This is a genomic window from Massilia endophytica, assembly GCF_021165955.1.
GTDB lineage: Bacteria > Pseudomonadota > Gammaproteobacteria > Burkholderiales > Burkholderiaceae_D > Rugamonas > Rugamonas endophytica.
Genome location: NZ_CP088952.1, coordinates 5,288,637 through 5,309,516, shown reverse-complemented (window position 1 = coordinate 5,309,516; position 20,880 = coordinate 5,288,637). Strand labels below are relative to the sequence as shown.

At 67.2% G+C, this 20,880-nt stretch carries 10 protein-coding genes; 4 read left to right on the top strand and 6 right to left on the bottom strand.

Features of this window, described 5'->3' with window-relative positions; genetic code table 11:
• Positions 1-11 precede the first annotated feature (11 nt).
• Positions 12-3,317 carry an ATP-binding protein gene (locus LSQ66_RS24870; RefSeq protein WP_231767727.1) on the top strand — a complete coding sequence of 1,102 codons (3,306 nt, stop codon included), beginning with the start codon at positions 12-14 and terminating at the stop codon, positions 3,315-3,317.
• On the opposite strand, the gene LSQ66_RS24315 is transcribed toward LSQ66_RS24870, so the two are convergent.
• Complete coding sequence (locus LSQ66_RS24315; protein WP_231767726.1) at positions 3,309-4,805, bottom strand: tetratricopeptide repeat protein; 1,497 nt, start codon at positions 4,803-4,805, stop codon at positions 3,309-3,311. The two genes, LSQ66_RS24870 and LSQ66_RS24315, sit on opposite strands and share 9 nt — an antisense overlap.
• A 184-nt stretch (positions 4,806-4,989) precedes the next feature.
• On the opposite strand from LSQ66_RS24315, the gene LSQ66_RS24310 reads away from it, so the two are divergent.
• The gene (locus LSQ66_RS24310; protein ID WP_231767725.1) at positions 4,990-5,406 is read left to right on the top strand and encodes an ester cyclase; all 417 of its coding nucleotides are present in this window, start codon (positions 4,990-4,992) and stop codon (positions 5,404-5,406) included.
• Between the two features lie 16 nt (positions 5,407-5,422).
• A complete protein-coding gene (locus tag LSQ66_RS24305; protein WP_231767724.1) occupies positions 5,423-6,034 on the top strand; it encodes a Crp/Fnr family transcriptional regulator in 612 nt (203 codons plus the stop codon).
• Here the strand turns inward: LSQ66_RS24305 and LSQ66_RS24300 are convergent.
• Together LSQ66_RS24300 and LSQ66_RS24295 are read right to left on the bottom strand one after the other, a co-directional pair.
• Positions 6,001-10,545, bottom strand: a complete 4,545-nt coding sequence (locus LSQ66_RS24300; protein ID WP_231767723.1) for a hypothetical protein — start codon at positions 10,543-10,545, stop codon at positions 6,001-6,003. The two genes, LSQ66_RS24305 and LSQ66_RS24300, sit on opposite strands and share 34 nt — an antisense overlap.
• Positions 10,546-10,562: 17 nt before the next feature.
• Entirely contained in the window at positions 10,563-17,408 is a 6,846-nt protein-coding gene (locus tag LSQ66_RS24295; protein WP_231767722.1) for a coiled-coil domain-containing protein, read from the bottom strand.
• 257 nt (positions 17,409-17,665) lie between these two features.
• Here LSQ66_RS24295 and LSQ66_RS24290 point away from each other — a divergent pair, with 257 nt between their 5' ends.
• Complete coding sequence (locus tag LSQ66_RS24290; RefSeq protein ID WP_231767721.1) at positions 17,666-18,286, top strand: DUF3238 domain-containing protein; 621 nt, start codon at positions 17,666-17,668, stop codon at positions 18,284-18,286.
• 19 nt (positions 18,287-18,305) lie between these two features.
• On the opposite strand, the gene LSQ66_RS24285 is transcribed toward LSQ66_RS24290, so the two are convergent.
• The 3 genes from LSQ66_RS24285 to LSQ66_RS24275 all read right to left on the bottom strand — a co-directional run bounded on the left by LSQ66_RS24285 (position 18,306) and on the right by LSQ66_RS24275 (position 20,844).
• Positions 18,306-19,076 (bottom strand): enoyl-CoA hydratase, encoded by a 771-nt coding sequence (locus tag LSQ66_RS24285; protein WP_231767720.1) that lies wholly within the window; start codon positions 19,074-19,076, stop codon positions 18,306-18,308.
• A gap of 76 nt (positions 19,077-19,152) precedes the next feature.
• Positions 19,153-20,349 carry an acetyl-CoA C-acyltransferase gene (locus tag LSQ66_RS24280; protein ID WP_231767719.1) on the bottom strand — a complete coding sequence of 399 codons (1,197 nt, stop codon included), beginning with the start codon at positions 20,347-20,349 and terminating at the stop codon, positions 19,153-19,155.
• A gap of 48 nt (positions 20,350-20,397) precedes the next feature.
• Positions 20,398-20,844, bottom strand: a complete 447-nt coding sequence (locus tag LSQ66_RS24275) for a PaaI family thioesterase (protein ID WP_231767718.1) — start codon at positions 20,842-20,844, stop codon at positions 20,398-20,400.
• Positions 20,845-20,880: the final 36 nt, after the last annotated feature.

Below are 20,880 nucleotides of genomic sequence, written 5' to 3'. Positions count from 1 at the left end.
GTGCGGCGGTAATGAGTACCGACCTTCCCTCCACCGCAGCTCCCGGCTCAGCGACCTCCGATGGCAGGGTCCTGCTCGACGCCGGCCTGCTCAAGCAATTGCGCAAGCGCCGTGGCCTGAGCCAGGAATCGCTTGCCGAGTTGTGCTTCAGCCAGCAGCTGTGCGTCTCCGTCGCCTCCATCAAGCGTGCCGAAACCGGCAAGGTCGTGCTGTACCGCACCGCGCGCCACCTCGCGCAGGTCTACGGCATGCCGCTCGAGGAACTGCTCGGCAAGGCCAGCCCCGCCCAGGCGCCAGCGCCCGACACTGCGCTGCCGCCCGCCCTGGCGAGCCAGTTCGCCGCCGCGCATCCAGCGGACTCGGACGCGCTGCGCTACGTGATGATGCTGCACGTGGAAATGGCCGCGCCGTTCCCGGACGGCGGCCAGTTGCTGCGCGAGGCGGGCAACCTGATACTGCAGTTTGGCGGAAGGATGGAAACACCGGAAGGCAGCACGCTGCGCGCGGTGTTCGGCCTGCCGCAGGCTTACCGCTCGGACGCCGAACGCTGCATGCGCTGCGCGCTCGAACTGCACCGCCTCCTGCATGCGCAGCATCTGCGCGGCATGGCGATCCGGCTGGTGCGCTGGCAGCGCGGCCAGGTCCTGCCCTCGCAGGACGCGTTGCCTGACCTGCGTCACCCGGACATTGCGCAAGCCGCCGTGCATCCGATCCGCGTTCCGCTATATGTGGCGCACGGCCTGCTGCCGCACCTGAAAGACCGGTTCCTGTTCGAGAATGCCAGCCGATTCCCGGGCTTCGCCGCCTTCAGCCGCATTGCGGCGGGAGAAGCAGGCGAACTGCCAGCGCTGATCGGGCGCTACACTGAAACGCGCCAGTTCAAGGCGGTGGTGGAGGCGACGCTGGAAGCGCAGAGCGGCAGCGCGGTCTACCTTCGCGCCATGGCGGGCGTGGGCAAGAGCCGCCTGGCGCAGGAGTTTGCCGACATCGCCCGGCAGGATGGCATGCAGTGGCATGGCTGCGATGTGCTTGACGCGGGCGCCGACAGCTGGCGCGCGCCTTTGGAGCAGCTTGCGCGCAGCCTGCTGGGTGTCGACGCGCTCAAGGCCGCCCAGGCAGGCCGCCAGATCGATGCCGCCGTCACCCGCCTGCGGCTGCCGCCGGACACCGCCCTGTTCTACCGCGCCCTGTGCGGCGCGACGCTGACGGCGGCCCAGGCGCCCGTGTTCGCTGCAATGAGCCACGAAGCGCGCGAACGCGGGCTGGCCAACGCGCTGCAAAGCCTGATCCTGCGCCTCGCGATCACGGCGCCGCTCATGATCACGGTGGAGGACGTGCACTGGGCCGAGGCCCACTTCCTGGACGCGCTGGCGAACCTGCTCGCAGGGACGCGCGAGGCGCCCGTGCTGTGGGTGCTGACCTCGCGCGTCGACGACGATCCCCTGGAACAGGCGCTGCGCCCGCGCCTCGAAGGCATGCCGCTTACGGTGCTGGACCTTGGCCCCATGAGTCCACGCGAGGCGGCCGCACTGGCCGGGCAGTTCGGCGACGTGGATGCGGATTTCCGCCAGCAGTGCGTGGAGCGCGCCCAGGGCAATCCGCTGTTCCTGACCCAGCTCCTGGCCAGCCCCGAGCACCTGCTGCCCGACAGCCTGCGCCACGTAATCCAGGCCCGCCTCGACAGCCTGCCTCCCCAGCACGCGGAGGCGCTGCGCATGGCTGCGGTGCTCGGCAACCGCTTCGAGCTGGACCTGCTGCGCGAAGCGCTGGAGCAGCCGGAATATGAACCTCCGTCCGATGGACGGAACAGCCTCCTGCGTTCGGCGGGCAAGGGCGGCGTGGCCTTCGTTCACGACCTGGTCATGCACTGCGTGTACGACAGCACGGCGCCCGAGCAGCTGCTGCGCATGCACCGCAAGGCGGCGGAGGTGTTCCGCGGACGGGATACGGCCCAGTGCGCGCTTCACCTGTACCGCGCGAAGGATTCAGGTGCACTGGAAATGATGCTGGGCGCTATCCGCGAAAAGCTGGACGAGCACGAATACGAAGCGGCGCTCGATCTCACGGCCGAATGCAACCGCGCCGACTCCACCACCTTCAGCAGCTTCCCTCTCGCCCTTCTGCGCGCCCACGCGGCGGCGGGCATGGGTAAGATGAACGACGCGCGCCAGTACTACCAGCACGCCATGATGCTGGCGGGCCAGCCGCAGGACCGGATCGAAGCCGTGATCGGTCTCGCCACCACACTGAATATCCTGGAGGAGCTGGAAGAGGAAGAGCGGCTGCTGGACGAGACCGTGCCGCTCGCCATGTCCATCGGCGCCGAGGCCGCGCTGGGCAGGCTGCTCTACCTGAAAGGGAACATTTTTTTCCCGCGAGGGAACTACGGCGAGTGCCGCCGCTTGCATGAAGACGCCGCGCGCTATGCGGAAGCGAGCGATATGGCGGAAACGCAGGCGCGAGCGCTGAGCGGCGTGGGCGATTCCTATTACGCCCAGGGACATATGCGCAAGGCGAACGAGCTGTTCAGCGAATGCCTGGCCATGTGCGAGCGGCACAGCTACCTGCACATTGAAGCGTCCAACCGCGCGGCGCTGGGATCGACGCGCATCTACCTCGGCGACCCTGCCGGCGCGGTGGCGGACGCCCTGGCTTCGGCCAGCATCGCCAGCAAGGTGGGCAACCGCCGCGCCGAAACCTTCTCCCGCATGACCGCAGGCTGGGCGCTGGTGGCGGGCGGCGACCTCGATGCCGCCACCGAGCAGGTGCAGCGGGGCCTTGATCTGGCGCGGACTATCGGAAGCACGCGCTTCGAGACCTTCCTGCGCGAGAGCGAGGCGCGTATCGCCTGGCTGCGCGGCGACCGCGCGCAAGCGGAACGCCTGATCCGGTCCGTCGCGGAAGACGTGGAGCGCCACCAGCTGCAGAACTTCATCGGCCCCTGGGTAATGGGAACCGCCGCCCTCTTCGCGTCGGACGCGGCAACGCGCAAGCGCGCACTGCTGAAAGGAGCCTCCTACCTCACGCGGGACTGCCTGGCGCACAACAGCTTCCGTTTCTACCTCAATGCCGCCGAAGTCTCGCTGCTGGACGGCGACACCGTATCGGCGGAGTTCTATGCCGAGCAACTGGCTTCCTGCGTTGGCGGGGAATCCTGCGCGTGGGTGGAACATCACGTGGCGCTGCTGCGCCAATTCGCCCGCTGGCGCGCCGCGCCGGACGAGGGCCTGCGCGAACAGCTGTCGGTTCTCGCACAGCGTTCGCGCCAGTACGGCTTCACGGAAGCCACGCCGCTTCTGCTGCGCGCGCTAGGCTGAGCGGCGGAGCACCGCCAGCAAGCCCTGGACGTCGCTGCCAGCGTCCCGGCGCAGCACACAGGAGTCCAGCGCCAGCACATCGAACCCTGCTTTGGCTGCAGCCGCTCGAACGCAGGCTGCCGAATGCGCATACCTGCCGGAGGCCTGCAGGGCATAGCCCTCCGCAACACTGCCCGTCTCGACGGAGAACGCCATGATGCCGCCGGGCCGCAGCGCGCTCCAGGCTGCCGCCAGCACAGTTTCCAGCTCGCCGACATAGACCATCACATCGGCGGCAGCCAGCAGGTCATACCGCGCCGGACGGGTGCGCAGCGTTTCCACCATGTCGGCGCAGTAGAGCGCATCGTAGAGTTCCAGCTCCCGCGCCTTCTCCAGCATGCGCGGCGAAAGGTCCACGCCTTCGAGCCGCCTCGCCAAGGGACGCAGCAGCGGCGCACACAGGCCCGTGCCGCAGCCCAGGTCCAGCACGTCCAGCGATTCCGCAACGTGGGGCCGCAAGGCATCCGCCAGCAAGGCAGGCGTGCGGTAGGAGAGCACTTCCTGCAAATGCCGGTCGAACTTTGCCGCGTACTGGTCGAACAATGCGGTCACATAGGCGGAGGGCGATGCGGAAGGCGCATCCTGAGCGCCCAGCGACGCCAGCATGTAGCCGACGGTGGCCGCGTCGGCGCCCATCTCCCCGGCACTGCGGTACGCCGCGATGGCTTCATCCTTGCGGCCAAGCGCGCGCAGGCTGTTGGCAAGGCCCAGCTGGGCGCGGGCGTATTGCGGCCGCAGCGCCAGCGCGTGGCGGTAGCTGTCTTCCGCCGCTTCCGCCTCCTGCGCGCGCAGCAGCAGTCCTCCGCGGCTGCACCATGCCTCGGCATACTCCGGGCGCCGCTGCAATGCGCGGTCGAACCCTTCCAGCGCCTGTTCCACGTCGCCGCGCGCGAGCAGCGACACGGCGGCGCCATGCAGGGCTTCGGCCCAGCCGGGGCGCTGGCTCAGGGCGGCGCCGAAACTGTCGAGCGCCTCATCGTGGCGCGCCAGCTGCTGCAGGACGAGGGCGCGGTTCAGCAGCGCCTCGGGATATGCAGGCTGCATGCGCAGCGCGCTGCCGTAGCTCTCCAGCGCCTCTTCGAACCGCTCCAGGTTGCGCAGCGCGTTACCCCGGTTGCACATCGCCATTGCGTATTGCGGCTGCAGGGACAAGGCACGATCGAAGCTGGCCAGCGCCTCTTCATGGCGGCGCAGGTCCTGCAGCGCGGCGCCGAGATTGCACAGCATGATGGCTTTCTCGCCGCCCGCCGCCAGTGCCCGGCCAATCAGTTCGACGGCCGATCCGGCATCCCCGCGCTGGCGCGCCAGGACGCCGCTGAGATGCAGCGCATCGGGGTGATCCGGTTCCTGCCGGAGCACGGCGTCATAGAGCTGGCTGGCTTTTGCGAGCTCGCCGCGCTGGTGCAGCGCCACGGCCTGCTGCATGGCGGCGGAAGTGGGAAATGTCATGGCGCGTATTAGAGCACAAGTCAAACGCCTGTCATATTGGCACGCCAGAATACGTTCATTGACGGCGCAAGCCTTCACTACCGGCGCCGGCGGTCGGGAAATATACCGGCACCAGATTAACCCAGGTTAATGACAGCCCTTTCGCGGCAGGGCTACAGTTCCCATTTTTTACAAGGGGAACGCCATGACACTGGAAACCAACCGCCGCCTGATCGAGCGCTATTTCGACGAAGTCTGGAACCGTGGCGACGTCGGCGTGCTCGACGAGCTGCTCACGCCGGACTACCTGAACCACAGCCCCGGCATTCCCGATCCCCGTCCAGGACCGGAAGACCTGAAACCCATCGTTCTGGCCATGCGGGAAGGCCTGCCCGACCTGTATTACGAGATTCTGGACATGGTGGCGGAGCCGGACCGTGTCGCCGTCTTCGTGCGCCTGACCGGCACGCATACGGGCAGCTTCTTCGGCATGCAGGCCACCGGACGGAAAATCGATGTGCGGCAGATGCAGATCGAATGGATACGCGAGGGCCGCATCGCCCAGCACTGGCGCATCACCGACGATCTCAATCTCATGCGCCAGCTGGGCGCCATCGCATGAGCCTATAATGGTTCGCATGGAAGAACTGGCACTCGTAAGGGCCCTGCGGCGGCTGGAAGCGGCCACCGGACTTCGCCTGCCCGGTGTGGCCGCACTTGCCGCCCAGGTCAAGGTGGTTCCGCTCGCCGAACGCGAGGCTGCCTTCCGCGAAGGCGGCGACTGCCCGCATATATTCGCCGTGCGTGCCGGCCTGCTCAAGCAGTTCTACACCACGCCGGATGGCACCGAATGGATCAAGAGCTTCACGGCAGAAGGCGATCTCTTTGGCTGCCCTATCGGCTTCGATACGGGACGCGCCAGCTTCAGCAGCGTTGCGATCGAGATTTCCGTGGTCGAGAGCATCAGCTGGAAGGCGGTCGACGAACTGGCGCGAACGGACAAGGCCTGGCAGGCCACCGTATGCCAGGCCTTCCGGGCGCTCACGCGCATCAAGATGCAGCGCGAGCGCGACCTGCTGATGTTCACGCCCGAACAGCTTTATCTCAGGCTGCTGGACACCGGGACGGAGCTGGCGGCGCGTGTTCCGCAAAAAGACCTTGCAGCCTATATCGGCGTCACCCCCGTTGGCCTCAACCGCATTGCGCGCCGCACCGCTCAGAAATGCCTGAGCGGAATACGGTCGAAGTAGACGAGGCGCCGGCTCTGCGTCGCGGCACCGGCGATCGTTTCGTACTCTTCGATCCTGACCGAGTATTCGTGCGACACGCGGGAGCGGAACGGAATAAGGGTCCACCAGCTGTTGTCCTCCTGCCCGGGTTGCAGGGCGCAGGAATCCGCCTGGGCGGAAACCGGCGTCCAGGCGCCGTCCCCTTCCTCGTCGCTGGCCTGGCTGAAGCCGACCTCGCGCTGCTCGATGGAGGCGAACAGCATGGTCTTCAGCGTCGCGCGCCCTCCGGCCGGAAGCGTGGTTCCGCTCACTGTCACGCGCACGCTCTCCACGACGCCATGCCGGTCGCGCTGGCTGGCAAGCGTGGCTACCCGTCCCGGCAGGAGCTGCACGAATTCCGTGGCGACGATGGGCGAGAGCTGCAGGTTCTCCGCCCCGCTGGGCGCATGGAGCTGGTAGCGCGCCATGGACAGCCGCACGAAGGGCTGGTAGGCGAGCGCGGGGTCGATGCGGATGTCCACATGCATGCGCCCGCTCGCCCGGTCCATCACCGGCCGGTAGAGCGCAAGCATGACTTCGGAGGCATCCTGTCCCGTTCCGAAATTGACGTTCTTGTATTCGCTGAGCGTGGACAGGCGGAGCTTCGGAGAGAAGTCGCTCAGCTCCTTGAGGTGATGCAGGTCGATATCCAGCATGTCCGCCGGACCGCCGCTGGCCCGGAGCTCCGCCTGGCTCTTCAGGCGGTTCAGCAGCGCCGCCGCGGGCATGTTGCCGAATTCGATCTCCTGCCCCGCGAGCGGGTCCAGTCCCCAGCGGGAAACCAGGGGCTCCAGGGCTGCCGGCGGCGTCGCCAGGTCGGCGGGGCCAAGGCCCAGCATCGAACGGATGGGCTGGGGCGGGGGCGGCGTGGCCTTGCCGGTCCAGCATAGGAGGGCCAGCAGTTCGCCGTTGCCGGAGTTGTACCATTGCTCGCCCAGCCATATGCGGAACCAGCCGCCCTGCCTGGCACGGCGGCTCTGGTCCGGCGGCGCCAGCTGGTCCTCCCAGGACAGCATGGGCATGATGTAGTCGATCACTGGCCGGGGCGGCCGCTCGGTCGCCTCCACCACCAGGCGGAACGGCGCCGCCAGCCGCCGGCTCTGTTCGCCGTTCAGTCCCGCAAACTCTTCTGCGTGGCGGGCCGCGCCGCCCGTGACCACGCGGAGCGCGCGCGCGCGCGTGTCGCCGAAGTCGAATTCCCCACTGACCCTGCGCCGGCTGGCCGGGTCCGCAGCCTTGTCCGGCCACTCGGCCGCGAGATCCTGATAGCGTTGGAAGGCCTCCGGCTGGCGGTCCATCGGGATGGTGGCGGCGATACCGCTTTCATCGGCGGCGACGATGGGCAGCCTGGCCACGGAGAACAGTTCCCCGTTGCGCCAGACGCCCGGCCAGCGGTAGCCGCGCCCGCCGTCGGGCTGGGCCCTGTTCGGCAGGTCGGCCCAGGTAGCCTGGGCGAAGATGCGGCTCGTGGAAGGACGGTGCAGGGCCAGGCGGCCCTGGAAACGGGCCTTCGTTTCGCCAGTAGTGCGCAGTATCCCGATTCCGTAGCCGGGCAGCTGCTGCACGGACGCCACCGGCAAGTCCACGGCGTGCAGCAGGCTCAGTTCGAGGAAGGGATTGGCCATCCAGAAGGACGCGGAAGCCATGCCATTGCTCGTCGCGCCCATCTGTCCCCGCCCCCAGCCGGCCAGCATGCGGGCGACCTGCTCGCGCGGCGAGGCCTCGGCGCTCTCCGTGAGCGCAGGCAGGAAGCCTGCCTGGGCAGGGTTCTTCGTGGCGATGTCGGCAAGCTGCTCCGTGAGCGCGAAATGCCGGAACTCCGTCAGGCCAATGGCGTGCCAGACGCGCAGCACTACCTGCACACCGGGCAGGGCTGAAATGGTGAGACCCTCGGCGTCCATGCGCGCATCGAAACCTGCGTCCTCATCCTCCACACTGTCCACGGCACGCAGCACCAGACGCATGGGCCTGCAATCCGGCCAGCGCCTGCCGCCGTGGTAATAGTCGAAGGTCTGCAGGTCGAGCAGGCGGTCGTCGCCCTTGCGATAGAGGCCGCACACCGCGACCCTGGCCCAGGGATCGGGGTAATACGGCACGTCGGGGCCGTCGCCGGCGAAAGGCTTCTCCTCGAAGTACTGGTCGGTCGACGTCACAGCCTTGCCGTCCTTGTCCGTCCAGTGTGTTTTCCTGCTCGGGAAGTCCCCCTCCTCCGTCAGGGCGACGCCGGGAAAGGCGCTCGATGGCCAGGAGGCCTGGTTGCGGAAGGGGTCGAGGGCGCCGTGGCGCAGGCAAAGATCGATGCTGCTGCTGCGCGGGGGAACCAGAATGCGGGATGTCTTGTGCCGCACGCGCGCATGGTCGGCGCTGCTGGCGACCAGCAGGCGGCGCGCGTTCTCGTTCGGGAAGCGTTCCGGCTCCAGCGGCTTGGTCAGCAGTACCGCGGGCGGCGCCAGCCGTTCATAGCGATGGCAGACCTGCCCGGCCTGCTGGCTGGCCGGCACATCGGTCGTCTGCTCGCCGATGGTCAGCGCCATGCCGTTGGCGCGCTCGTACAGGGCGGCAGCCTCCTCCATGGCCAGCGAATTCCCGTCGACCATGGCAAGGCGCACGCCGAAGCGGTAGGCATGGCCGAAGCGCTGCGGCGGCACATCGGCGGGAGCATATTCGATACTGAGCTCACCGGCCTGGCCATGGCCATCGGCAGGGTTCACAACAAAATCCTCCGATTTCTCCTGCCCGACGCTTCCCGCCAGGCCCTGAGTTCCCCAGCGGAACATCTCGCTCTCGATGTGGGATTGGACACCGTCCGGCTGGCGGGCCGTGCGCGTTTTCTCGGTAATGAACGCTTCGCAGCGTCCCAGCCGTTCGAACCAGTGCGTAATGTCCTTCCTGTGCTTGCCGATCAGCACGCGGCGGATACGGCGCGCGGTGAGGGGCTGCCAGCCCGTGCCCGCACTCATGTCCCTGACGTCCGGCCGGTAGCCGGCCAGCAGGTGTTCGAGGTAGAGCATGGGCATCTTCGTGCGGTCGAACAGCAGGTCCTTCCGTTCCTTGCCCTCCTCGATCAGGGCGTAACCGACGGACTCCTCTCCCTGGAGCTCCACCGCTGCATCGTCCGGCGCGCCACCGGCATCGCGCTGCGTGCGGTAGCTGATCGCCGCCTGGACGTAGCGGTCCGGACTGCGGTCGAGGTCGAACTGGGTGAGCAGCTTGTCCCCCGCCCGTGGCGCCACGTTCAGCAGCCCCCCGTGGTAATACTCCTTGCCGGAGGATGCAGTCCGCGCTTGGGGAAAGCCATTGCGCAGGGCGGTCAGGTGCGGCTCCGCGACACAGTCGGGCAGCGCGCCGGCTTCCCAGCTCACGCCGCTGACGCCGAAGGCTTTCACGCTGGCGAGCGGCAGGCCGGGCGCTGCTTCCATGCCCACCACCAGGCCGAGGACCTTGACCAGCCAGGGATGGGCGGCCAGCGCCGCCACGCGCGTGCAGAACTCTTTCTCCGCCCCTGGCCGCGCCTTGGCGAGCAACGCCAGGCCCTCGTCCGGGCCCGGCGAGCCATACATGTATTTGCGTGAGGCCAGGTGGACGGCGAAGTCGTCCATCGCATCCTCATCGCCGGCGCCAATGCCGTGCGGCTTGCCCAGCGGGTCCGAGCCGCGCGTCAGCAGGAAGTCCAGATAGGTTTCGGTATAGGGAACGGTCAGCGGCGTGCCGGACTGCTTGCCGCTGTCGAGGAGATCCTGGCTGTTGCCGCCTTCCGCCGCGACAGCCTGCGACAGCAGCCGCCAGCCCCACCAGTTCTGCCCGGACAAGGCCTGGACTGCTTCGCCAGCCGTGCCGCTCTTGCCCTGGCGGCTGGCGATGGACTGAAGCTGCTCCTGCAAGGCACGCCGGGGCGAGCCGGCCCTGCTGAACATCGATGCGGCGCGATAGAGATGCTCCACGCTCTCGCCGGTGGGAGCGCCGGCTGCAACGTAGAGCGAAGGCTGGCCGACGAAGGCCGCGCTCCGGCTGGCATTTTCCAGGGCGTTGGCATACAGGGCGCCGAAACGCGTGATCGCGGAGCGCACCATGCCCACCGGTGAATGCGACCAGACAAAACTGCGCCTCGCAATGCCCTGGCTTGCGGCCGCCACATCCAGCGGCTCAGCCCGCATGGCGGCGAAGAGGTCGCCGAATACCGCTTCCCACAGCTGCGACGCCTGCTCCACGCTGATCCGGCACTCCGCGAGATACCGGCGGTAAGCCTGTCCCAGATCCGCCGCTACCGGCGCCGCCGCCACCGTGGGGCTGGTGCGGAATTCAAGCTGCACGTCCCCCGCCTTTGCCAGGGCGGCGGGCCAGTCGGCCAGCAGCACGCTGGCTCCCCAGGGACGCTCCTTGGGCATGATACGGATGCTGAAACGCAGCGCGCCCGATGCGGGATTCGGTCCCCAGGGCACCACATACCAGTCGAGCAGCGCGTCGGCGGTACATCCGTTTTTTTCTCTTGGCATACGATCCTCGGTGTCCGTCAGGGAGTGCAGGTGGAACGTGGCGCGGCGCCGCAGGCAGCATCGGCATGGCTGGCCCAGAGCGACTCCCAGGCGCCGCGCGAGAAGGCATTGTTCGATGGCCGCCGTGCCTCCGCGCTGCCGGCCGAAGCGGGCAGCAGCGGCGCCGCGCCTGCGGCCGCGAGCCGCTGGTTCCCGCCGCCGTTCTCTTTGTCGCCAGGCTTCACATAGTCGACATTGACGCTGTAGCTGTATTCAACCCAGCCGATCGAAAAGTGGAACTCATATTCCGCATTGCCCGCCATCTCTCTGCTGCGGATCTGATATGCGAGCGTGACGCGCAGCGAAGCGCCGGCATTGAACAGCCCTGCCAGCGTGACTTCGCCCATGGCGCAGAAGAAGCCTTCGATCGTCGGCGCCGTTCCGCCGAGGCGGATGTAGATGCCGGCCGTGACGCGGCCCGAGCCTTCCAGCACGCCGTAGCCGAAGCCGCCGACGAAGCCATACTCGAAGGAGGCTTCCAGTACTTCGATGGTGTCCGCCCTTGTCTGCAGCTTGAAGAAGCCGCCGCCGCCATAGATGCCCGCCGAGATCAGGAAAGGCCGCAGCTTCTCCGACAGCCGCACCGCCACCCGCACCGGTGAATTGTCGAACGGCAGGTCGGCGCTGATGGCAAAGGCGATATTCTGCACGTGGAAGCCTCCCAATTCCTTGTGGTCGGCGTGGAACTCATAGCTCACGCTGATGCCCCTGGCGGTGGGAAGAATCAGGAAGCCGGGATCCAGGCCAAGCAGGGTTGCGAGGTTCTGCACGAAACCCAGCGCCTTGCCCGGCTCGGCCATCAGCACCCGCGTCTGGCAATCGAGCTTCCCGCCCGGCGGGACGGTCAGGGTCAGCTCGTCCATGTGCAGGGTGAGGAAGTTCGCCGCTCCCTTGCCGAACAGGTTGATCTTGAACGGAGAAAGCGTCGCCCGCAGGCTGGACACGGGCTTGCCGTCCAGCCCCGTTTCGGCAATCGCATGGATGCTCATGTGCTTCTCGAGCTGGGGCTCGAAGATCGCTCCCTCCCCTTCCGGGAAAGCCCTGAGGTCGCAGTCCCAGTCATAGGAAATGCGAACCCGGTTGGGAATGCCCAGCATGCCCACCATGTCCGCGAGGAGCCGCTCGACATCCGCCAGGCGCCCGATGCCGTCCAGGGATAGCGCCTGCGCCAGCATCGCCAGCACACGCCTGGCCTTCTCCAGCAGCGCGCTGCGCCCAGCCCCCGTTTCCAGTGCCCGGATATCGCCCAGCGCCGCATCAAGTTCCTGGACCGCCGCGAGCACCTCCTTGCTGAGATAGGCCTTGAGCGGATCGGCGCCCACCGGCTGGCTCAGCACCTTCGCTATCGCGGTCCGCAGCGGCTGGGCGACCGAGGTGGAGAAACCCGTCAAGGCAATCCGGATGCGGCCCTCCACTTCGGAGCGCAAGCGCAGCAGCTCGCCAACCAGGGCCTGCCACTGCTGTCTGAGCGCCTGGTCCCCGGCCAGGAGTTCGGAACGCAGGAAGCGGATGGCCTGGCTGACGTGGCGTACCGTTTCCAGCGCGCCGGCCAGTTCCGCATGCAGGCGCCTCGCCTCGGCACTGATGGCGCCGTCCACCTTGGCGCAGGGCTTGCTGAAATCGAAGAGAGGCCGCGCCCCACCGGGCAGCAGGCGGGCTGTGATGTCCAGGTCCGCCGAGGCCAGGCGCAGCTTCCTGCCCAGGTCCAGCAGATAGGCGGCGGCCAGCGCATGCTGCGAGGCCAGCGCTTCCAGCGACGCAGCGCAAGCCTGGAGCCTGGCTGCCGCCGTCTTCACGCTGAACACGGCCTCGGCGGTCGCCGTCTGGACGTAGGCCGAGAAGGCGTCGCCGAAAGGCTTCAGCTTGCTCTGGCACCAGGCGTTGACCTGGCCATCGTTGCCTGCATACAGACGCCGGCCCAGTGCGCTCAGCGCATCGAGCATCTCGGCAACACGGCTCATCTGGCGTGCCAGCCGCTCGGGCAGCGACATCACGTATTCGATCTGCCGGGCTTCCTGCCGCCAGTCGCGGGCGGCCGCCAGGAAGGCGGACGGCACGGCGAATGCCGAGAGCTGCGTGATCTGGTCGTCGATCGCCGCCGTCAGCGCCGCCGCCGCGCGGCTGGCCTCGGCCAGATAGGGCGCCGCTTCGGTCCGCAGGTTCAGGACATCGGCTTCCCGTTCCAGCCCCAGCAAGCCTTTGGACACCTCCGCGCGCAAGGTTCCGGCGGCCCGCATGAGGGCATCGATCACTTCCCTCTTGATGCCGGCATAGGCGGCGGTCAGCTCGCCCACGAGCTTGTCGATCGCCTGCTGCAGCTGCTGCTCCACCTGCCGGCTGACGATGGCTTCGATGGCGGCCAGCTCTCCGGCCAGGCGGTACACGGCATCCAGGGCTTCGTCCACCTTTCCCAGGGCGTCGGCGCGCAGCTGCTCCGCCATGGTGCGCAGCTCCTCGGCACGGCGCTGGAGCTCGATCACCTGGCTGCGGATGGCCGCCAGTTCAGGCCTCTCGTCGATGGCCTTCCTCAGCTTGGCCAGCCGGTCTTCCAGCTCGGCCGACACGAGGTCTTCCAGGACCCGGGTCAGCCAGCGCAGGACGATTTCCTGCAGGTCCCTGTCGCGCAGCGCTTCGAACAGCAGCTTCATGTCCGCGATGGCCTTGGCCACGTCCGGCGGCAGCAGCAGCTCCGGTTCCCTGGCGATGCCTTCCGCCGCACGGGCAAGCGCGCCCAGGCTGTTGGCGAGCTGGTTGGCTGCGGCCAGGGCCTCGCCTGCGGCGGCGGCATTGCCCCCGAGCGCCGCTTCGAGCCTGGACAGGTCTCCCATGGCCGCATCGAGCCCCGGTTTCAGCCTGGCTGCCACGGCGGCGGGAACCTGGTTCGCATCCGACAGCCGCGACGCCACTTCAGCCAGGCCCTCCCGGAGCCGCGCCGCGAGAGGCCGCAGCGCATCCGCCGCGAAATCGAAGAGGGACTCGGTGTTGATGGTGGGGATGCGCGAACCTGCCGCCGCCAGCGCGGACTGGACCACGTCGGCCAGGCGCACCACGCCGAGCAGCTTGGCATCGCCCAGGAAGGCGCTGAAGAACTCTGCCGGAACCATGTTGGCGGCATGCGCGTTGCGCACGACGAGCGTGGACCGTGTCGTGGTGCTGGCCGTCAGCGCCGTGAGGCAGGCGGAGGGGTCGCTGTCGGCGACCGGGCTGTAGGCCGTGGCGGCCTGCAGCCCGACCAGGTCGCCGAGCGGGCCGCCCAGGGGGCCGCGCTTGGCGGAGAGGTAGACAAAAGCGGTGCTGGGGCTGGCGAAGCCTCCGGAGCGCGAGGTGTCGCCGCTGAAATCGAGCCTGGGCGCCTCGCCGACGAAGCGGGCAAAGATCTCGCCAGGGTTGTGCTGCGGGTCCAGGCCCGCCGCCGCATACACGGGGTCGAATTCGAGCAGGTATTGGCGTCCCGCCTTGCCGTTCAGCGCAGAGACCTTGCCCAGGCTGATCCGGCAGCGCCGCCGCACGGGATAGAAAGGCGGCTGCCGCTGCCCTTCCATCTGTGCGGTCACGCCCCAGGCCGGCCAGCCGAACTTGCCGTAGTTGTCCGGACAGGACCCATAGCCGGCCTGGGCTCGTTCGTCGTACTGGCCGTAGCGGTAGGCGTGCGTGGCCGGCGCGGGCTGGCCGGCGGGGAGCTCGAGCGCCGCCTGCTCGTCCAGCCGGTTCTGGACGTCGAGAATGATGCGGTCGGTCTCGATGTCGGTATGGTCGCCGCTGCGGCCCGGTATATAGGGCAGGCGGCCGGAGAGTACGGTGGCCATGCCACGCTGCGGGCCGGCTGGCCATTGCGGCGCCGCCAGCTTTAGCAGCTCGTGCGTCTGCTGGCGCCAAGCCTCCAGCGCGCATTTCATGGCAGGCGCACTGTGGGCGACGTTGTTGTCGATGAAGACCAGCGGCGCTGCATAGCGCGTCTTGCTGCCCGGTTCGCCGAACGAAAATTCGATGGGGTTGCCGCACAGGTCATGCGGCCAGAAACCGCTCTGGCCGAGATGGTTGAAGTCCGACAGGAGCCCGGCGGGATCGGCCAGGTCCGGCGTCTGAAACTCTTCCATCGTGATGGCGGCGTGCCCCCACAGCCGCAAGTCGTTGGGCTGACCGGTAGCCGGAAAGGCGCGGGTGAATGCCGGAACGCGGATGAAGAAGCGCTGCACCGGCCGCGCCACCAGCTGGTAGCGCCCCGCCTTGTTCCTCTCGAAGCAGAAGCGGCGCTCGGTGAGCTTGACGAGAATGGCGGGATGGCCCAGCGGGAGCAGGAAGCCCTTGTATTCGACCCGGCAGTCCAGGTCCCGGCCCTGCTGCCCGTGGTGGTCGTAGCGCATGACGCTCAGGGCGCCGCCACCGTTGTCCGAGGCGGGAGGATGCCAGCGCCCGCCATAGCGGAAGTTCGCGCCCAGGCTGCTCAACTGGAGATGTTCGGCATTGATCGGCGCGGCCACATAGCGGCCCTTTCCGTTCTCGCACACGACCTGGTTCGATCCGCACAGGGCCGCGAAGCCGCTGATCGAGCTGAGCACCACGATTTCATGGCGGTCCCGCGAATCCAGCGTGCTGCGATAGATGTAGTCCGTATCCTTGCCGTCGTACGGCGCCGGAGGCATGAAGGGCTTGATCCGGTAGCGCTCGGCCGAAGAGGAACAGGATGGCGCCGGCGTGCAGCGTGCGTCCGCCGCGAACACGGCGCGCAGCCTGGCTCCTGCCAGCCGCACACTCCATACCTCGCCAGGTCCCGTGCGGCTGCGGACGAGCGCATGGCCGGCCTTCCAGACGGGCCCGTCGTTCGCGATCTGGCTCATGACGAGGCGGGCGGGCACTTCGATGGCCGTCGCGTAATCGGCGTCGTCCCTTCCGGACTGGGCCAGGCTGGCGGGACGGACGATCCATGGCGCATCCGCCGTGTCGTCCTGGGCCAGCGGGACGAAGCCGCTGGCGCCGACGCCCTGGGCGCGCGGGCTCAGCTCTGCGGTATAAGTCCCGGCATGGGCCTGGTGGGCGCCGGCTTTCGGCACGGGAACAGCCCAGGCCAGAAGATTCTGCACGCTGAAGAGAATGCCCTCCGGCGCCGTAAAGCAGAAGGTCAGATGGCTGGGACGGGCATATTCGGCGCGCACCGCCAGCGAGGGATCGAAGGGCTTGGAAGCCGCGAGCAGCTGGCGCAGCTTGGGCGAGGCGCGGAACTGGTTGAAGGCGGCGCGCCGCGTGCCCAGGAAGGCGACGAAGGCGTGCAGCCTGCTCACGTCGTAGGCGGCCAGCTCGGCCTGGGTGACAGGACTGCCGGAGAAGACGCCGCCATGCAGCCCGTGCATGAGTATGGCGAGCGCAGCCAGTTCTTCCGGCAGGGCGACTTCGCCGCTGGGCGCTGGACAGGCGCTCTTCGGCATGTCCTTGCACCATTCGGAGATATAGACGGCTTCCTCGAGCACGTGCTGGGGGCCGAAATCGAATTCGATCAGGCTGCCCGGCCCCTCGCTGAAGAGCTGCCAGCCGCGCCAGCCATGCTCCAGCCGCACCTTGCGGAAACGTATGGTGAGCGCCAGTGCATCGGCCGCGCGCTTCAGGACCAGGTCGTACTCGTCGAGCCGGATCTTGTGCCTGGCGAAGTCCAGGAGGCTGCGGCCGATGGCTTCGGCCATTCCGCTACCGGGTCCCGGACGCTGCACGAACATGGCGGCATCGCAGCCGGGCAGGCTCACGACAAAGCGCCGTCCGGTGGGCGCGGCTGCGTCGCCTTCCCCCGCGAAGAGCTCGAGGTCGCTGCCGCCTCCGGCGAATTCCGCCGAGAACAGGCGGTCGTGGTGCCAGTGTTCCCCTGCCAGGGCCGCCCGGCCCGATACCAGGCTCTGCCCCTCCGTATAGCGGATATTGAGCCGGGCCTGGACGGCAGGCATGGCGATCTCGCGTGCCGGCGCCATCTTCCAGCACAGGGACGATCCGGCTTCGCCGTGCAGCATCAGCCGGGCCTCCTCGCGCGAGGCCCCGATAAAACTGGACAGCGTGGCGGGCGCCAGGGACATCGTCCTGTCGCCGTCGGTGAAGCAGAGCGGCGCCCCCTCCCGCAGCTCCGGCCACAGATCCGTCCGGCGCGGCAGATCCTGGGCATCGGCGCGCTCGCCAGCGCACAGCAGCTGGAGGCGCAGGCCGCGAAGCAGCGCCTTGCGCACGCCGATGCGCAGGACGCCGGCGTCCATGCCGGCGACATCGATCATCCAGTCCGCGCCCACGCTGACGGTGCCGCCGTTCCAGTCCAGGCGCAGGTCCTGGGCCTGGCGAAAGCCCAGCTGCTGACGGCGCGAGGCGGAGGACGCCCGCTCATGGCCCAACAGCCAGGACTCGAAGGGAAACTCCGCGGCAAATCCCAGGCTGGGAATCTGCATGCGCGCAATCCAGGCTGCGCCGGTGCGTTTGGCCGTCAGCTGGAAATCGGCAGCGAGATTTGTACCGGGGAACAGCGCGTGGGCCAGGCGGACATGGAGGAAGCCGTCGCTCTGCCTGCTTGTCAAATGCGGCATACCGTCGAACCAGCGCGTATCGACGGCCCAGGCCTCGATACCGCCCACCAGCACCGCCAGCCGGTTGCTGCGGGCGTCCACGACGAATTGCGAGGCGCTGCGCGCCAGCGCGCCGGCCAGCGGCATCCCGGCCGTCACGGCGCCCATGCCCATCAGGACGGAGCGGCGGCTGGCACGGAATTCGGGAAGGTGGAGAAGGAAGCGCTCGTAATGGGCGTGGAGGCTGCGCGCTTGAGGGAAAATGCCAAAGCTGAGATCGTCGGTGCGGTTCATGCCATCACTTCCCCTCTGATTGGGATTGGCCAACAGGAAAACAGCTGAGCTATTCTAGCGCGGCATTTTGATTTAAATTCTCGCCAATTGTTTCAAATCACAAATACCCTCCCTTGAATATGGGCGAGTTAATTTAGCAACGAAATATTTTCGGCGCTTAATTACCCATTTGAGGAATATAAAATATCTTGACTGAAATATTTTCTTTTACGATAGTGAAGTGGCTTTAGCTTGGAAACCAAATAGGAGAGCATGGCATGAGCCTGAAAATCTGGATCAGCAGCTTTATTCCCGCCACCATCTCGGGCTATACCCTGGACGTGCCCGGCCAGGCCGGGAAATCGATGATTCCTGGCCCCACCCCGGCCAGCGACTGCTATCACACGGATCAACGGGGATTCGCCGCCGATCCGAATGCCAGCGCCAGGATGCGTTCCCTTGTCGAGCTGTCGCAGCAGGATTTCGCCCTGATTACGCAGAATCACCATTGCGATTTCACGGTCGAGTGCGATTGCGAGGATGGGGACGAGGAATGCCGCCGTGCTCCCGCAACGGCGGATCTGGTAATAAAGAATTTGCAGACATCGGCCGCGCTGTGCAAATTCGCCTTCGAAGGCGGCGCAGGTAATCCCTGCGCCACGGGCGCGCCGCAAATCAACTGGTCCGTTCAGGTGGAAGTGAAACGTCTGGCGGGCGGGAAGATTCAGGTCGCGGCTTTATCGGGCAGCAAGGTCGAGCCTTTCCCGGCATTTGAAATGTACGCAAGCCTCAACGGCGCCGTACGCGAAGTATTCAAAGTGGGACCACAGCCCGGAACGACGCCCTGGGACCTGGTCGGTCCCCCCAACCGCCCGGTCTCCGGAACCGTGGCCTTCTAGCGTCCGCGATTGCCGCTTCTCAGGCGAACTTGCTGAAATCCGGCTTGCGCTTCTCGAAGAAGGCGGTGAAAGCTTCCTTCGCCTCGGGCGCCTGCAGCATGTCCGAAAACAGCTTGCTCTCGGTGACGATGGCGTTGTTCAGGGCCTCGCTGCGCCCGGATTTCATGAGGCGCTTGGTGACCCGGATGGAGGCGGGCGGCAGCGCCGCCAGCTTCGCTGCCTGGGCGTGGGCGTGGCCGATGAGCTCCGCCGGTGGCAGAATCTTCGAGATGATGCCCATGTCGTAAGCCTCCTGGGCGCTGAAGGCTTCGCCCAGCAGCAGCTTCTCGGCGGCGCGCGCATGGCCCGCGTTCAGCGGCAGCAGCATGCTGGAGCCGAATTCGGGGCAGAGGCCCAGCTGGGTGAAGGGCACGGAGAATTTGGCGCTGTCGGAGGCGTAGACCAGGTCGCAGTGCATCAGCAGCGTGGTGCCGATGCCGATGGCGTAGCCGCCCACGGCCGCCACCACGGGCTTGGCGGCGCCGCTCAGCGCGCGCATGAACTTGAACACCGGGCGCTCGCCGCCGTCGGCGGTGCCGGAATTCTTCAGGAAGTCCTCGAGGTCGTTGCCCGCAGTGAACAGCTCGGCCTTGCCCTGGATGAGGATCACGCGCACTTCATGGTCGCTTTCCGCAGCGAGGATCGCATCCGCCATGGTCTGGTACATGACGGTGGTGATCGAGTTCTTGCGCTCTGGGCGGTTGAATTCCAGGGTGAGGATGCCGTTGGCCTTGCTGCTCAGGATGTCCATGCTTCTGTCTCCAAATAGGTGAAGGGCGCCGGGATGCGAATCCGCGGCGCCCTTTGTTGTCGCTTCAGCGCGCAGTTTACACGCGCTCGATGATGCCCGCTGCGCCCATGCCGGCGCCCACGCACATCGTGACCATGCCGTATTTCAGGTTGTTGCGGCGCAGGGCGTGCACCACGGTCGCGGCGCGGATCGCGCCGGTGGCGCCCAGCGGGTGGCCCAGCGCAATGGCGCCGCCCATCGGATTGACCTTGCTGGTGTCCAGCTCCAGGTCGCGGATCACGGCCAGCGCCTGCGCGGCGAAGGCCTCGTTCAGCTCGATCCAGTCCAGCTTGTCCTGCGTGATGCCTGCGGCGGCCAGCGCTGCCGGAATCGCGAACTTGGGACCGATGCCCATGATTTCCGGCGGCACGCCGCGCACGGCGAAGGAGGAGAACTTGGCCAGCGGGGTCAGGTTGTGCTCCTTCAGGATCTTCTCGCTGACAACGATCAGCGCGCCCGCGCCGTCCGACATCTGCGAGGAGGTGGCGGCAGTCACGGAACCTTTGGCGGCGAAGACCGGCTTCAGCTTGGCCATCGATTCCATCGAGGCATCGGCGCGCGGGCCTTCGTCCAGGTCCACGGTGCGCTTGCCGATCTTGATCTCGCCGGTGGAGAGATCAGGCGTGCGGGTCACGATTTCGACCGGGGTGATCTCGTCCTTGAACTGGCCTGCCTGCTGCGCGGCGATGGCGCGGCGGTGCGACTCCAGGCCGAAGGCATCCTGGTCTTCGCGCGACACTTTCCACTGCTGCGCCACCTTCTCGGCGGTCAGGCCCATGCCGTAGGCCAGGCCCACGGATTCGTCCTTGAACACTTCCATGTTGATCGAGGGATGATGGCCCATCATCGGCACCATGGACATGGATTCCACGCCGCCTGCGATCATCACATCCGCTTCGCCGACGCGGATGCGGTCCGCCGCCATGGCCAGGGCGGTAATGCCCGACGCGCAGTAGCGGTTCACGGTAACGCCGCCCACGGTGCTCGGCAGGCCTGCCAGCACCACGGAATTGCGCGCCACGTTGAAGCCCTGCTCCGCTTCAGGGAAGGAGCAGCCGACGATGGCGTCGACGATCAGTTTCGGGTCCAGGTTCGGCACGGCGGCCATGGCGCCGCGGATAGCCGCCACCAGCAGGTCGTCCGGACGGGTCTTGTTGAAGAAGCCGCGTGGCGCCTTGCCGATCGGGGTGCGGGTTGCGGCGACGATGTATGCGTCTTGAAGTTGTTTGCTCATTTTGTGCTCTCGTATTGGGTCGATATCGTTCGAAATGCCTGTCCTGTCTTAGCGCCGTGGAGAGAGATACCAGTCCACCTGCACCTGCGCCGCCAGCGTTCCCTGCGCGTCGAACACATCGACTTCGACAGGGAAAGCGATCTTGCCTTCCGCCTTCAGTTGCGCCTTCAGCGAGTCCAGGTCGCCCGGAACGCGGCCGCTGGCGCGGGTGGCGCCCTTGGCGACCTTCTGGTACTGGATGCGCGACTCCTTCGCCACGGGGCGCAGGTCCACGATCATGTCGGCGAAGCCGCCCGCCATGGCGGCGCCGGAGGCCGTTTCCGCCAGCGTGAACAGCGCGCCGGCGTGCTGGGTGCCGAGATGGTTGTGCAGCTTGGCATCGTCCGGCAGCGACACTTCGGCCGTGCCCGCGCCGATGCTGTCGATACGGATGCCCAGCAGCCGCACGAACGGCAGGGTATCCATCATCTGCTGCTTGATCCGCTCATACACCATGCTCGGTCTCACTCGTAGTAGTACTTTGAAGGCCAG

Excerpts from the sequence above, each read along its gene's own strand:
- LSQ66_RS24870 (WP_231767727.1), top strand. The coding sequence starts at position 12 with ATGAGTACCGACCTTCCCTCCACCGCAGCTCCCGGCTCAGCGACCTCC.
- LSQ66_RS24315 (WP_231767726.1), bottom strand. The coding sequence starts at position 4,805 with ATGACATTTCCCACTTCCGCCGCCATGCAGCAGGCCGTGGCGCTGCAC.
- LSQ66_RS24310 (WP_231767725.1), top strand. The coding sequence starts at position 4,990 with ATGACACTGGAAACCAACCGCCGCCTGATCGAGCGCTATTTCGACGAA.
- LSQ66_RS24305 (WP_231767724.1), top strand. The coding sequence starts at position 5,423 with ATGGAAGAACTGGCACTCGTAAGGGCCCTGCGGCGGCTGGAAGCGGCC.
- LSQ66_RS24300 (WP_231767723.1), bottom strand. The coding sequence starts at position 10,545 with ATGCCAAGAGAAAAAAACGGATGTACCGCCGACGCGCTGCTCGACTGG.
- LSQ66_RS24295 (WP_231767722.1), bottom strand. The coding sequence starts at position 17,408 with ATGAACCGCACCGACGATCTCAGCTTTGGCATTTTCCCTCAAGCGCGC.
- LSQ66_RS24290 (WP_231767721.1), top strand. The coding sequence starts at position 17,666 with ATGAGCCTGAAAATCTGGATCAGCAGCTTTATTCCCGCCACCATCTCG.
- LSQ66_RS24285 (WP_231767720.1), bottom strand. The coding sequence starts at position 19,076 with ATGGACATCCTGAGCAGCAAGGCCAACGGCATCCTCACCCTGGAATTC.
- LSQ66_RS24280 (WP_231767719.1), bottom strand. The coding sequence starts at position 20,349 with ATGAGCAAACAACTTCAAGACGCATACATCGTCGCCGCAACCCGCACC.
- LSQ66_RS24275 (WP_231767718.1), bottom strand. The coding sequence starts at position 20,844 with ATGGTGTATGAGCGGATCAAGCAGCAGATGATGGATACCCTGCCGTTC.